The sequence below is a fragment of the Streptomyces actuosus genome, assembly GCF_016921115.1.
GTDB lineage: Bacteria > Actinomycetota > Actinomycetes > Streptomycetales > Streptomycetaceae > Streptomyces > Streptomyces actuosus_A.
Genome location: NZ_JAFFZS010000001.1, coordinates 213,080 through 226,046, shown reverse-complemented (window position 1 = coordinate 226,046; position 12,967 = coordinate 213,080). Strand labels below are relative to the sequence as shown.

Sequence of the window (12,967 nt, the reverse complement as noted above, 5' to 3'; positions counted from 1 at the left end):
CCTGTCCGCGAGGGCTGCCCGGTGGTGGTGATGGTCGTGCGGTGCGTCCGGCATCCGCTGCCGGAGCGGTGGCGGGCGGTGGTGCGGACCTCCCGCCACGCCGTGGCGCGGGCCGGTACCGCCCGCGGCTTTCCGATGCTGTGTCACATCTTCCCCCTGAGGACGAACCTCCGTGTCGCATACGATTCATGACTGGCATTCACTTCATGTCGGGACGTCCGCGACAGGCCCGCGCGGTCCCGTCCCGCTTCCCTCTTCAGGGCGATCCCCGTTCGGGGGACGGCGTACTCATCCCGCCCGGGTCCGGATCCGCGCCCAGCTCCGGTTCCGGCGCGCCGAGACCGTGCGGCACATCCTCGGGGGCGGTCGGGGACAGGGAGGACCAGGACAGGCCCACACGGGCGCGCCGCGCCCGGGCCGGTACCCGGGCGCGCACCGCCGCCCAGCTCCAGGTGTCGGCGCGGGCCCACTGGAAGCCGTAGTGCAGGAGGTTGACCGTCACGATGGCCGGCCCGACGGCGGCGACGGTGTCGGGGAACGTCGACTCCAGGGTCAGGGCCAGGGTGATCGCAGTGATGCCGTTCTGCTGGCCCAGGCCCAGGTGGGCGCGGTCCGCCCGGCTCAGCCGGGGCCGCACCAGCAGTCGGCCGATCAGCAGGGTGACCAGGAACTGCGCTGCGAAGGCGGCCACGCCGAGGACGAGCCCCTGGTAGAAGTCGATGCCGCCGGACAGCACCGCCCCGAGCAGGGCGGAGGCGGCGAGGAAGGCGAACGTCACCGCGCCCTCCAGGGCGGGCGCGAAGCGGCCCAGGCGGACCACCAGTCCGGCCAGCGCCACGGCGAGGACCAGCGTGGTGGACGCGGCGACCGCCACGAGCACGACGACCAGCACCAGCGCCACCACGTCGACGTGGCGGGGCCGGTCCGGTAACCCCGCCAGGGCGGCGGTGGGCGCTCCCGCGGTGCCGGGCGCGGCCCGGCGCCGCCGCAGCAGCCGTCGCACACGCACCAGCGTCCACAGCAGGACCACAGCCCCGAAGAGCAGCAGGTTCAGCAGCAGGTTGCCGAAGACGTCCGCGGTGTCCGAGGCCACCGACCCGGAGGGGTTGCCGACGGCCCCCATGCGCAGGGCGAGGGCGGAGAAGTAGACGGTGAGCAGGACCGTCATGGGGTCGTCGAACGACGCCCAGATCGACAGGATCGCCTTGGCGCGTGGTGTGACCCGCTCGTTGTCCTGCATGGCCGCCACCGACAGCGGGTCGATCTGGGCCACGGCGATACCGAGCACGAGGTACTCGGTGCGGTGGAAGGCGAGCACCATCACCGCCGCGATCAGCGTCGCCTTGAGGACGACGCCGACGGTGACGGCGACCACCACGACGCGTAAGGATCCTCTGACCTCGGACAGATCGATGTCGTGCGTGCTGCCGTAGAGACCGATCGACAGGAGCAGCAGGGCGGTGTAGCCGTACCCGGGATTGCCGATGAACGTGTCGGGCCGCCAGACGGCGCCCGCCACCAGACCGAGGCAGACCGCGGCCCCGGCGCCGACGACGACGCGCGGCAGGCCGAGCCGGGTGCTGCCACGCAGCGGGTTCAGTCCCAAGGCCGACGCTCCGTTCGCCCTCGAATCGGCTCCGGTCGCGCGGCCGGGGGCCGGGGCCCGCAGGATGCGGTGGCGCGGCGGCGCGGAGCGCCCATCATGCCGTACTCGGGGACCCCGTCCGCCACATATGCGTCAACATGCGCGTCGACCCGAGTGTCCACACGGGTGTCGTGCTGTGTGTCCGCCCGGGTGTCGTGGCGGGCGGCGTGTGCGGCATCGCCGACGCCCCGGCGACCGGTGCCGCGATCGACGTCCGCACGACCGCCGGCCACTGTGTCGAGATACGCGTCGGAATACGGTTGAACAGGCAACGCCTCACCCCCCCCGGAGCCGAGCTCCCCACCCGACAGGCGCCGATTTCAGCGTAACCGGACAGCTGCCGCTCGGGCAGTGCACTGCTGCGTCCCATCGCGCCCGAGGGGAGCATGATGCGCAACGTGCCCTTCCCGCGCGGCGATTACGCCGGACGCTCCGGGGCACATGGCCGACAGCATACTTCGGCCCCCCTTTCCATGGTGTTCCGGCGAGAAAGCAGCGGAAAGGGCGCAAACGTTTCCACCTGCGCGCGACGGGTACTGGAGGCCCGCACAGGGCGCTCGGGCGTGCGCCGTGCCCGGACGCGATCCGACCCCGGAAGGGGAGTGTCATGATCTCCCGAACGGTCCAGGTGCCCGCCGGTGACGCGGTCCTCGTCGGCGACCTGGAGGTGCCGGAGCGAGCCGGGGCGGTGGTGCTGTTCGCACACGGCAGCGGCAGTTCCCGGCACAGCCCCCGCAACAGGATGGTCGCCGAACGGCTGCGCGGCGGCGGCCTCGGGACCCTCCTGATCGACCTGCTCACCGAGGCGGAGGAAGTCCGCGACCGGGTCACCGCCGAGCTCCGCTTCGACATCGGCCTGCTCGGCTGGCGCCTGACGGGCGCGCTCGACTGGCTGCTGACCGAGCCCGCCACCCGTGACCTGCCCGTCGCCCTGTTCGGGGCCAGTACCGGAGCGGCGGCGGCTCTGGTGGCGGCGGCCGAGCACCCGGACGGCGTCCTCACGGTGGTGTCCCGCGGAGGTCGGCCCGACCTCGCCGCCGACGCGCTGCCGGAGGTCCGAGCCCCGGTGCTGCTGCTGGTCGGCGGCCACGACCCGGAGGTGCTGCGGCTCAACGAGGCCGCCGCCCGCGCCCTGCACGCCCCCCACGAACTGCGGATCGTCTCCGGCGCGAGTCACCTGTTCGAGGAGCCGGGCACACTGGAGGAGGTGGCCGAGACGACACGCACCTGGTGCCTGGACCGGCTGGCCGCCGCGCAGCAGGTGACGCGCGGCGGGTGACCGCCCTGCCCGGGCCCCGGGGCACGGCCGGACCGTGACGCGTCTTCCGGGCGGGTGCCCGGCAGCGGTCCGGACGGCGTCGGCGGCCCCTGCCGAAGGAGGGCTGAGCCATGCGCTTCCGGGATCGCCAGGAGGCCGGACGGGAACTCGCGGTGCCGCTGCGCGCCCTGTACGACAGCGGCGCCCTGCCTCACCCGGTGGTCCTGGCACTGCCGCGCGGCGGAGTCACCGTCGCCCTGGAGGTCGCCCGCGAGCTGCGGGCCCCTCTCGACGTGCTGGTCGCCCGCAAGATCGGCGCCCCCTTCCAGCCGGAGCTGGGCGTCGGCGCCCTCGCGGGCGACGAACCGCCGCTGTACGACCGGCAGAGCCTGGATCTGCTGGGTCTGAACGAGGCCGATCTCGCCCCCGTCGTGGAGCGGGAGCGCGCCGAGTTGCGCCGCCGCGAGCGGCTCTACCGGGAGGGCCGCCCGGCAGCGGATCTGTCGGGCCGGACGGCGATCGTCGTCGACGACGGCCTCGCCACCGGCGCGACCGCGCGCGCCGCCCTGCGCGCCGTGCGCCGCAGCGCCCCCGAGCATGTCGTCCTGGCGGTGCCGGTCTCCTCTCCGGAGGCGGCGCGGTCGCTGCGCCCCGAGGTGGACGATCTCGTCTGCCTGTCCATGCCGCCCGACTTCAGGGCCGTCGGCCTCTGGTACGAGGACTTCGAGCAGGTCTCGGACGACGATGTGCTGCGGGCCCTGCGCGCCGCACCGGTCCGGGCCTGACGCGTCACCCCGGGCCCCGAGGCGGCTCCGTCCCGCCGGCGAGCGCAGAGGGGCGCCGGTCGGAGGGGGCGGTGCCTGGCCCGCGGGCCGGCCGGGCCGGGCCGCCTCAGCGCCGGTAGAGGCCCACCAGGGTGCCGCTCGCCAGCTGCCCCCGCTCGACCGCCTCGTGCACCTGGCCGGCCGCGGGCGCGTCGGGCAGGACGCACGGCTCGGAGAGGGCGTACAGGCGGAAGTAGTACCGGTGGGCCTCGTCGCCGGGAGGCGGATGCGGCCCGCCCCAGCCGCGTCGGCCGTAGCCGTTGACGAGACCGGTGCCGCCCTGCGGGTCGCCGCCCGCGGGCGCGCCCCCGGCGTGGGGGTCGATGCCGACGACGACCCAGTGCACGAAGGTGCCCGACGGGGCGTCGGGGTCCTCGCACAGCAGGACCAGCTCGGCCGTGCCGTCCGGCACGCCTGACCAGGTCAGCGGAGGGGACTCGTTCTCGCCCTCCAACGCGTACCGGCGGGGAACCGTGGCGTGGTCGCCGAAGGCGCTGCTGCTGAGTTCGATACCGGACATGCGCCCGGGGTACCCCGACGTCCGGCGGGCATGCACGCGGGCGGCCCGGCTTGCGGCAGGTGCGCTCCCACCGGCAGGGTGGTGGCCCGTGGCCACCTTGCTGATCGTGCATCACACACCGTCCCCGAACTGCCAGGCGCTGTTCGAGGCCGTCGTCTCGGGAGCGAGCGCCCCCGAGATCGAGGGCGTGCGGCTGGCCCGGCGGGCCGCGCTCGCCGCCACCGCCTCCGACGTGCTGGAGGCCGACGGGTACCTGCTGGGCACTCCGGCGAACCTCGGCTACATGTCCGGCGCGCTCAAGCACTTCTTCGACCAGGTGTACTACCCGTGCCTGGACTCCACCCGGGGCCGGCCCTTCGGGTTCTACGTCCACGGCGGCAACGACGTCACGGGTGCCGTCCGCGGCATCGAGTCGATCACCACCGGTCTGGGCTGGCGGCGCGCCGCCGACCCGGTGACCGCGACCGGCACGCCGGGCAAGGACGTCACCGAGGCCTGTTGGGAGTTGGGTGCGACGGTGGCAGCGGGACTGATGGACTGACCGCCCACCTCCGGCACGGCACCACCACCGGCACGACACCGGACCGGTACCCGCGCCGGCCGGCCTCTCCACCTGCCCCTTGCCCTCGGCGGACCGTTCTGTTTGGATCATGTGTCCAGGCCATGGACCAACAGTCCAGCGGTGCGGCAGACCAGCGGTCCGGATCCCGGCACGGTGCAGGAGGAGGGGCGGATGTCCGAGCGGCCCGCGACGCAGGCCGAGCGCGATGCGATCCTCGGCGCGCTGCGCCCGATCGTGAACGGCATCGCGGCGACCTTCGGTCCGCTGTGCGAGGTCGTCCTGCACGACTACCGCACCCCCGAGGCGTCGGTGACCGCGGTCGCGGGCTCGGTCACCGGCCGCGCGGTCGGCGGGGCCATGAGCGAGATCGGCATGCGCGTCCTCGCCCGCGGCGACGACGCGGCCGACGAGCTGCACCACCGCACCCGCACCGGCGACGGCCGGCTGGTGAAGTCCTCCACGATCGTCCTGCGCGACTCCTCCGGCGCGGTGTTCGGAGCCCTGTGCGTCAATGTCGACGTCACCGCCGTCGACCGGGCCCACACACTCCTCGGCGCCCTCGCCGGAGCTGCGGCTGCGACGGCCGAGGAGCCCGTCACGACCTTCGGGAACGACGTCGGCGCGGTCGTCGGAGCCCTCGTCGACACCCGTCTGCACGGCCAGGAGCGCAGCTGGGCCGCGCTGGACCGGGAGCGCCGCCTCGCGCTCTTCCGCAGCCTGGACGAGCACGGCGTCTTCGCGGTGCGCCGCGCCGTCGAACAGGTCGCCGGACGCCTCGGCATCTCCCGCGCGTCCGCCTACCACTACCTCTCCCAGGCCAGAGCCACCGCCGCCCGTCCCACTCCCGAGGGAGACCGACCGTGACCACCGCACCGCCGCTCACCCTCGACGACGTGCGCGACGCCGCCGCTCGGATCAAGGGCGCCGTCCACCGCACCCCCGTCGTACGCTCCCGCACCCTGGACGCGCTCGTGGGCGCCGAGGTGTTCCTCAAGTGCGAGAACTTCCAGCGCATGGGCGCCTTCAAGTTCCGCGGCGCCTACAACGCGGCTTCCCGCCTGGCCCCGGAGCAGCTCGCGCGCGGCATCGCCGCCTACTCCTCCGGCAACCACGCCCAGGCGGTCGCGCTGGTCGCCCGCGAACTCGGCACCACCGCCGTCATCGTCATGCCCGAGGACGCGCCGCGCGCCAAGCGGGCCGCCACCGAGGGCTACGGCGCGGAGGTCGTGTCCTACGACCGCTACAGCGGCGACCGCGTCGCCATCGCCGGCGCCCTGGCCGCCGAGCGGGGCCTCACCCTCATCCCGCCCTACGAGCACCCGCACATCATGGCCGGGCAGGGCACGGCCGCCCTCGAACTCCTGGAGGAGGTGGGGGAGCTGGACGCACTGGTGGTGCCGGTCGGCGGGGGCGGGCTGATGGCGGGCAGCGCCACGGTCGCCAAGGGACTGCGCTCAGGGATCCGCATGATCGGCGTGGAGCCGGAGGCGGGTGACGACACCCGGCGCTCCCTGGCGGCGGGCCGCCGCGTCGCGGTCCCGGTGCCGCGCACCATCGCCGACGGCCAGGCCCTGGAGATCCCCGGTGAACTCACGTTCTCCGTGAACCGGCGCCTCGTCGACGAGATCGCGCTGGTGAGCGACGACGAGATCCGCGCCGCGATGAAGTTCGCCTTCGAGCGGCTGAAGATCGTCCTCGAACCGAGCGGAGCCACCCCGCTGGCGGTCCTCCTCGCGGGCCGCGCCGGACCGCTGCCACGCCGTGTCGGCCTGATCCTGTCCGGCGGGAACATCGACGCAGAACGCTTCGGCCTGCTCTGCGGATCCCCGCAGTGATCGTGCTCGCGGCCGGTACCCGTTGGTGCTCTTGAAGGGGCGCGCGCACGATGGTGCCGTGGGGCACGGACCCCGCCGGTGACACCTGCGCCGCAGGGAGACGGAGGACGGCCCCGGCCGTGGCGCACGCGGCGGAAGGGAGGAGTGTCATGCTGGAAGTGAAGACGCTCGACAAACCGGACGAGCGGAGGGACTTTCCCCACGGCCACCTCGAAGCCGTCCATCTGACCGGGTGCGACTTCGCCGTCGGAACCTTCGAGCCGGGCTGGCGCTGGTCCGAGGCCGTGGGACCGATCGCGGGCACGGAAAGCTGTCAGATGAACCACAACGGCTACATCGCGCAGGGCCGCATGCACATCCGCATGGACGATGGCGCCGAAGCGGAGATCGGCCCCGGCGACGTCTTCGTGTGCCCGCCCGGACACGACGCGTGGGTCGTGGGTGACGAGCAGGTCATCGCCTTCGACTTCGAGGGGCAGACCGCGAAGGAGTACGCCAAGGCGGAGGAGGACCGGCCTGGCTGACCCGGCCGACCCCGGCGGCGCCCGCCCAGCCCGCCGGGTCTCACACGGGCAGCAACCGGCCCACCAGAGCGCCGAGTTGGCGGGCGTTGCGGCACTCGTGCATCGCCACCAGCTCGGCGTACTCGGGCGCGGCCGAGTCGCCCGTGCCCCACAGAGCGCGGGGCTCGGGGTTCAGCCAGTGGACGTGGCGGGCCTGCCCGGCGATCCACCGCAGCGCCGGAAGGTTCGGATCCGCCATGTTGGTCCTGGCGTCCCCGAGCACGAACACGGTGGTCCGCGGCCCCACCGCGGCGCCGTATCGCTCGGTGAACTCGCCCAGCGCCGTGCCGTAGTCGCTGCTGTCGTGCCAGCCCGTGAGCCGGGCCTCGGCCCGGATGCGCGCACCGAGCCCCGCGGCGTCCGCCGCGCCGTGCACCAGCAACCCGGTCACCTCGTCGAGCCGGTTGACGAAGCCGAACACCCGCACCTTGCTGAACTGGTCGTGCAGCGCCTGCACCAGCAGCATCGTGAAGTCCGAGAAGCCCGCGACCGACCCCGACACGTCGCACAGCAGGACCAGTTCGGGCCGCGCGGGACGGCGCCGACGCAGGACCGGACGGACCGGCACACCCCCCGTCGACAACGAGCCGCGCAGTGTGCGCCGCAGATCGATCGTGCCGCGAGCGGCCCTCCGGCGGCGGGCGGCCAGCCGTGTGGCCAGGGTGCGGGCGAGCGGCTGGACCGTCCGGCGCAGCTCCGCCAGCCGCTCCCGGCCCGCGTACAGGAAGTCCACCCGGTCGGCGGACGGCGCGACCGCACGGCGGGCGATCTCGTCGCGCCCCCGCCGCTCGGCCACCCGCCGGCGCGCCTCCGCGGCGACCTGCCCCCGGAACACCTCGATGCGACGGCGGATCTCGTCGTCGAGCAGCCGCTCGGCGAAGCCTCCGCCGCCGCCCCGCGCCCGCACGTCGTCGCGGACCCGCGCGAGCAGCGTCTGCGGGCGGAGCCGCTCCAGGGTCTGGTACGACGACCAGCCGCCCGCTCCCGGCGCACCCCCGTATCCGCCCAGACCGTCGACGGCCTCGATCGCCAGCCGTCCCATGAGGGCGCTGTCGTCCGCGGCCAGGGCCTCCGCCAGCCGCTCGCGCAGCTCCTCGCGCCCGGCCGCGTCCCCGCCCGGCGCTCCGACGCCCTGTGGGAAGTACAGGCCGAACACCGCGTCGAACAGCTGCCGCTGCCCGGTGGTGTGCAGCAGCGTGGCGGCGAGCCCCTCACGCAGCAGCTCCCGGTCTGCCAACCCCAGCACCCGCACGGCCTCGGCCGCGTCCACCGTCTCACCGGTGCCGATGCGCACGCCGTGGTCGCGCAGCGCGGCGACGAACCCGGTCAGCCGCGACGCGACGTCCGTCCCACCGGTCATGTCGTCCGCCTTGCCGGTCATACGGAGCTCAGATCCAGTTTGGCCGCCGCCTTCAGGACATCGTCCTGGTGCTTGAGCAGCACGCCCAGCGTGTCCCGTACGACCGCCTCGTCGAGCGTGTCGGCGCCGAGGGCCAGCAGGGTCCGCGCCCAGTCGACGGTCTCGGCGACCGACGGTGCCTTGCGCAGGTCCATCGCCCGCAGCGCGCCGACCACGCGCACCACCGACGCGGCCAGCGCCTCCTCCAGGCCGGGCACCTTCAGGCGGACGATCCGCCGCTCCAGTTCCTCGTCGGGGAAGCCGATGTGCAGGAACAGGCAGCGGCGGCGCAGCGCCTCGGACAGCTCCCGGCCCGCGTTGGAGGTCAGTACGACGAACGGCCGCCGGGTCGCCGTGACCGTACCGAGCTCCGGAACGGTCACCTGGAAGTCGCTGAGCACCTCGAGCAGCAGGCCCTCCACCTCGACGTCGGCCTTGTCGGTCTCGTCGATGAGCAGCACCTTCGGGTCGTCGCCGCGGATCGCCGTCAGCAGGGGGCGGGGGAGCAGGAACTCCTCGCTGAAGATGTCGTGGCGGGTCTCGTCCCAGGTCTCGTCGCGCCCGGCGCTGATGCGCAGCAGCTGCTTGGCGTGGTTCCACTCGTACAGGGCCCGCGCCTCGTCCACGCCCTCGTAGCACTGCAGCCGCACCAGCCGGGCGCCGGCGACCTCGGCGACTGCCTTGGCCAGTTCGGTCTTGCCGACTCCCGCGGGGCCTTCCACCAGGAGTGGCTTGCCCAGCCGGTCGGCGAGGAAGACGGTGGTGGCCACGGCCGGGGACGCCAGATAGCCGGTCTCGGCGAGGCGGGCCGAGACATCGTCGACGGACGTGAACAAGTGCGCCTCCGGCGGTCGAGGGCGGAACGGGGCCGCCACGTGCGGTCCTACTATCTAAGCGCTTGTTCACCACGCTTGTCAGTAGCTTTCCGTCGATCTCTGGGGCGGCGGGCCCGCCGCCCCCGTCCGGCCCCCGTCCGCGGCTCGCCCGCCGTCCCCCGCCCCGGCCGCCTCGCACGGGCACAGGGGCCGCACCGGCCGCGTGGCACGGCGCCGCACTTCTGCCACCCCGCAGGCCGCACCGGGCTGACCGGCGACTCGGTGGCCGGGCGGGCCGGGCCGGGGGCCCTTGGCACGACATCGCTCGGGCCGCCGGCCGGGACCCGCGCGCTTCGCCGGTGCGTCCACGCTCAGCGGACCCGAGCTCACGGCACCCGCGGTGGCCGGGAGCCACGGATCGGACGGACCGCTCTCGTGCGCCGCGCGCCGCCGGCGCGGGGCGCAGGCCGCCCCGGGCTCAGCGGACGAGGACGACCTCCAGCGTGCGCGGCCCGTGCACGCCCTCCACCCGGTCCAACTCGATGTCGCTGGTGGCCGACGGCCCGGAGATCCACGTCGACGGCCGGTCCGGAACGAGCCGTTCGAGCGCCTGCGGTACCGAGGAGACGACCTGGTCCGGAACCCGGACGACACAGATGTGGTGATCGGGGACCAAGGTGATCCGGCGCCGGCCCTGGCCGGGGGAGCCGTCCAGGACGATCGTGCCGGTCTCGGCGATCGCGACGGCGCAGCCGGTGACGACGCTGTCCACGCGGTCCAGCTCCCGCGGCGTGCTCTCCGCACGGTCCGCCACGCGCTCCACCCCGCCCGCCGGCAGCCAGTCCTCGTCCAGGCCCGACGGCACGAGCACCGACGACGAGCCCCGCTCCGCGAGCAGCCGGCCGACCACACCGGCCGTCTCGGCGGCGGCGCACCGGTGCACGACCGCCCGGTAGTCCGCCAGGTTCTCCGCCAGCAGATCCACCGTCTGCGCGGCCGTCAGCTCACCGTGCACCCGCAGGTAGCCACGCACCACCGCCCGCTCGTAGGGCCTGTCGTCCCGCGGCACGTCGGCCAGCGCCCGCCGCACCCGCCCCAGAACCCGTTCCCTGCCGCTCACTCGGCGGCCTCCTTTCCCGCGCCCGCGCCCCGGGTCCGCTGCCACCAGTCCCGGAACGGCTCGGACGGCACCGCCGGCAGCTCCCGGCTCCCGCTCCACGCCCGGCCCGGCCCCGGCAGCGACCGCGGATGCAGGCGCCGGGTCCGCGAGGCGAGCCGCTGGCCGCCGCGCAGCGCGCCCGGGTGCCCGAACGCCCAGCGGGCCGCCCGCATCGCCGCCCGCTCCGCGGCATGCCCCTTGGCCGGTTTCAGCACCACCTTGTTGCCGGCGCGGGTCACCGGGCCGCCCTGCACCACCCGCTCCCGCAGATGCACCAGCACCTCGGGGATGTCGATCGCGACCGGGCAGACCTCGTAGCACGCGCCGCACAGCGACGAGGCGTACGGCAGCGAGGCGTCGATCGCGCTCCCCGTTCCGCGCAGCTGAGGGCTGAGGATCGCCCCGATGGGCCCCGGGTAGACCGAGCCGTAGGCGTGGCCCCCCGCCCGCTCGTACACCGGGCACACGTTCAGGCACGCCGAGCAGCGGATGCAGCGCAGCGCCTGGCGGCCCACCTCGTCGGCGAGGGTGTCGGTCCGGCCGTTGTCGAGCAGCACCAGATGGAAGGCGCGCGGACCGTCGTCGTCGGTCGTCCCGGTCCACATGGACGTGTAGGGGTTCATGCGCTCGGCCGTCGACGAGCGCGGCAGCGTCTGCAGGAACACCTCCAGGTCCTGCCACGTCGGCACGACCTTCTCGATGCCGACCACCGAGATCAGTGTCTCGGGGAGCGTCAGGCACATCCGCCCGTTGCCCTCGGACTCGACCACCACCATGGTGCCCGTCTCGGCCACCATGAAGTTGGCACCGGAGACACCGACCTGGGCGCGCAGGAACTTCTCCCGCAGGTGCAGCCGGGCCGCCTCCGCGAGCTCCGCCGGTGTGTCGCCCAGGTCCTGCGGGGCGGGCCGGCCCCACGCGCCCATCTCCGAGCGGAAGATGTCCCGGATCTCGCCCCGGTTGCGGTGGATCGCCGGGACGAGGATGTGCGAGGGGCGGTCCCGGCCCAACTGCACGATCAGCTCGGCCAGGTCGGTCTCGTACGCCCGGACGCCCTCCGCGAGAAGGGCCTCGTTGAGCCCGATCTCCTGCGTCGCCATCGACTTGACCTTGACGACCTCGGACGTGCCGGTCACCCTGACCAGGTCCACCACGATCCGGTTGGCCTCGTCGGCGTCCGCCGCCCAGTGCACCGTGCCGCCCGCTGCGGTGACCGACTCCTCCAACTGCACCAGATAGCGATCCAGGTGACGGAGCGTATGGTCCTTGATCCTTCCACCGGCCTCCCGCAGCGCCGCCCAGTCCGACACCTCCGCGACCGCGGCGGCCCGCTTGGCGCGGATGGTTCCGGTGGCGTGCCGCAGGTTCCCGCGCAGGGTCGCGTCACCCACCGCCTCGCGCGCGGCCTGCGGAAAGGCCGGCATCCCCAGATACGTTGCGCTCATGCGGCCGGTTCCTCCTCGGTGCTCGCCAGGATCCGTGCGATGTGCACCGGCCGCATGCCCACCCTCAGTCGGGCCATGGTCCCGCCGAGGTGCATCAGACAGGAGTTGTCGGCCGCGCACAGCACCTCCGCGCCCGTCGAGGCGGCGCTGTGCACCTTGTCCGCACCCATCGCCGCCGACACGTCGGCGTTCTTCAAGGCGAACGTGCCGCCGAAACCGCAGCACTCCTCCGCGTCCGGCAGCTCGACCAGCTCCAGTCCCTGCACCGCCTCCAGCAGCCGCCGGGGCCGGTCGCCCAGGCCCAGGCCGCGCAAGCCGTGACAGGTGGGGTGGTAGGTCACCGTGTGCGGGTACCAGGCGCCGACGTCCGTCACCCCCAGCACGTCCACCAGGAACTCCGTCAGCTCGTACGTCTTCGGCACCACCGGTGCCAGAACGGAAGCGAGCACGTCCCCCCGCCCCTCGGCCCGCGCCCGCTCGCCGATGCGCGGGTACAGCTCCCGCACCATCGCCCCGCACGACCCGGACGGCGTCACGATCGCCTCGTAGCCGCCGAAGACCTCCGCGAAATGCCGGGCCAGCGGCTCCGCCTGGTGCCGGTAGCCCGTGTTGTAGTGCGCCTGCCCGCAGCAGGTCTGCGCCATCGGGAAGTCCACGTCGACGCCCAGTCGAGTCAGCAACTGCAGGACCGCGCGGCCGGTGTCCGGATAGAGCGTGTCGTTGACACAGGTCAGGAACAGGGCGACGCGCATCGCGGCTCCTCGCGATCGATCAGCGGACGGTTGCAGCGTAGTTGCCGCCGCACGAGGTGCGGGAGACCCGGCCCGCAGCACGGCGGACCCGGCCTGCGCGCCCCGACGGCGACCGGCCGCACCACTGCGGAACGCGTGGCGGGGCGGCGGCCGGACCGGCGCGCCGGCGGACCGGGAGCACGCGGCGCGT

General features: G+C 74.0%; 13 protein-coding genes. 6 read left to right on the top strand and 7 right to left on the bottom strand.

The window, feature by feature from the left end:
* Positions 1-256 precede the first annotated feature (256 nt).
* The gene (locus JS756_RS01040) at positions 257-1,606 is read right to left on the bottom strand and encodes a cation:proton antiporter domain-containing protein (RefSeq protein ID WP_205380945.1); all 1,350 of its coding nucleotides are present in this window, start codon (positions 1,604-1,606) and stop codon (positions 257-259) included.
* A 646-nt stretch (positions 1,607-2,252) separates the two neighbouring features.
* Here JS756_RS01040 and JS756_RS01035 point away from each other — a divergent pair.
* Both JS756_RS01035 and JS756_RS01030 read left to right on the top strand, forming a co-directional pair.
* Entirely contained in the window at positions 2,253-2,924 is a 672-nt protein-coding gene (locus tag JS756_RS01035; protein ID WP_205380944.1) for a dienelactone hydrolase family protein, read from the top strand.
* A gap of 110 nt (positions 2,925-3,034) precedes the next feature.
* Entirely contained in the window at positions 3,035-3,688 is a 654-nt protein-coding gene (locus JS756_RS01030; RefSeq protein ID WP_205380943.1) for a phosphoribosyltransferase, read from the top strand.
* A gap of 106 nt (positions 3,689-3,794) precedes the next feature.
* On the opposite strand, the gene JS756_RS01025 is transcribed toward JS756_RS01030, so the two are convergent.
* Positions 3,795-4,247: a YbhB/YbcL family Raf kinase inhibitor-like protein gene (locus JS756_RS01025; RefSeq protein ID WP_205380942.1), complete on the bottom strand. Its 453-nt coding sequence runs from the start codon at positions 4,245-4,247 to the stop codon at positions 3,795-3,797.
* A gap of 88 nt (positions 4,248-4,335) precedes the next feature.
* Between JS756_RS01025 and JS756_RS01020 the strand changes: the two genes are divergently transcribed.
* From JS756_RS01020 to JS756_RS01005, 4 genes are all read left to right on the top strand, one after another.
* On the top strand, positions 4,336-4,788 hold the full coding sequence (locus JS756_RS01020; RefSeq protein WP_205380941.1) for a flavodoxin family protein: 453 nt from the start codon (positions 4,336-4,338) through the stop codon (positions 4,786-4,788).
* A gap of 192 nt (positions 4,789-4,980) precedes the next feature.
* A complete protein-coding gene (locus JS756_RS01015; RefSeq protein ID WP_205381277.1) occupies positions 4,981-5,673 on the top strand; it encodes a helix-turn-helix transcriptional regulator in 693 nt (230 codons plus the stop codon).
* Positions 5,670-6,644, top strand: a complete 975-nt coding sequence (locus JS756_RS01010) for a pyridoxal-phosphate dependent enzyme (RefSeq protein WP_205380940.1) — start codon at positions 5,670-5,672, stop codon at positions 6,642-6,644. Before JS756_RS01015 ends, JS756_RS01010 begins: the two co-directional genes overlap by 4 nt.
* 149 nt (positions 6,645-6,793) lie before the next feature.
* Complete coding sequence (locus tag JS756_RS01005) at positions 6,794-7,168, top strand: cupin domain-containing protein (RefSeq protein WP_205380939.1); 375 nt, start codon at positions 6,794-6,796, stop codon at positions 7,166-7,168.
* A gap of 40 nt (positions 7,169-7,208) precedes the next feature.
* On the opposite strand, the gene JS756_RS01000 is transcribed toward JS756_RS01005, so the two are convergent.
* From JS756_RS01000 to JS756_RS00980, 5 genes are all read right to left on the bottom strand, one after another.
* Entirely contained in the window at positions 7,209-8,588 is a 1,380-nt protein-coding gene (locus tag JS756_RS01000) for a VWA domain-containing protein (RefSeq protein ID WP_240203087.1), read from the bottom strand.
* Positions 8,585-9,442: an AAA family ATPase gene (locus tag JS756_RS00995; RefSeq protein ID WP_205380938.1), complete on the bottom strand. Its 858-nt coding sequence runs from the start codon at positions 9,440-9,442 to the stop codon at positions 8,585-8,587. Before JS756_RS00995 ends, JS756_RS01000 begins: the two co-directional genes overlap by 4 nt.
* Before the next feature lie 457 nt (positions 9,443-9,899).
* Positions 9,900-10,541, bottom strand: coding sequence for a LutC/YkgG family protein (locus JS756_RS00990; RefSeq protein ID WP_205380937.1), 642 nt, complete (start codon positions 10,539-10,541; stop codon positions 9,900-9,902).
* Complete coding sequence (locus JS756_RS00985) at positions 10,538-12,025, bottom strand: lactate utilization protein B (protein ID WP_205380936.1); 1,488 nt, start codon at positions 12,023-12,025, stop codon at positions 10,538-10,540. Before JS756_RS00985 ends, JS756_RS00990 begins: the two co-directional genes overlap by 4 nt.
* Positions 12,022-12,777, bottom strand: coding sequence for a (Fe-S)-binding protein (locus tag JS756_RS00980; RefSeq protein ID WP_205380935.1), 756 nt, complete (start codon positions 12,775-12,777; stop codon positions 12,022-12,024). The genes JS756_RS00985 and JS756_RS00980 overlap by 4 nt, the downstream gene beginning before the upstream one ends.
* Between the last annotated feature and the right edge of the window lie 190 nt (positions 12,778-12,967).

What these genes read in the sequence shown, in the direction of transcription:
- JS756_RS01035 (WP_205380944.1), top strand. Translation starts at nt 2,253, where the DNA reads ATGATCTCCCGAACGGTCCAGGTGCCCGCCGGTGACGCGGTCCTCGTC.
- JS756_RS01030 (WP_205380943.1), top strand. Translation starts at nt 3,035, where the DNA reads ATGCGCTTCCGGGATCGCCAGGAGGCCGGACGGGAACTCGCGGTGCCG.
- JS756_RS01025 (WP_205380942.1), bottom strand. Translation starts at nt 4,247, where the DNA reads ATGTCCGGTATCGAACTCAGCAGCAGCGCCTTCGGCGACCACGCCACG.
- JS756_RS01015 (WP_205381277.1), top strand. Translation starts at nt 4,981, where the DNA reads ATGTCCGAGCGGCCCGCGACGCAGGCCGAGCGCGATGCGATCCTCGGC.
- JS756_RS01005 (WP_205380939.1), top strand. Translation starts at nt 6,794, where the DNA reads ATGCTGGAAGTGAAGACGCTCGACAAACCGGACGAGCGGAGGGACTTT.
- JS756_RS01000 (WP_240203087.1), bottom strand. Translation starts at nt 8,588, where the DNA reads ATGACCGGCAAGGCGGACGACATGACCGGTGGGACGGACGTCGCGTCG.
- JS756_RS00985 (WP_205380936.1), bottom strand. Translation starts at nt 12,025, where the DNA reads ATGAGCGCAACGTATCTGGGGATGCCGGCCTTTCCGCAGGCCGCGCGC.
- JS756_RS00980 (WP_205380935.1), bottom strand. Translation starts at nt 12,777, where the DNA reads ATGCGCGTCGCCCTGTTCCTGACCTGTGTCAACGACACGCTCTATCCG.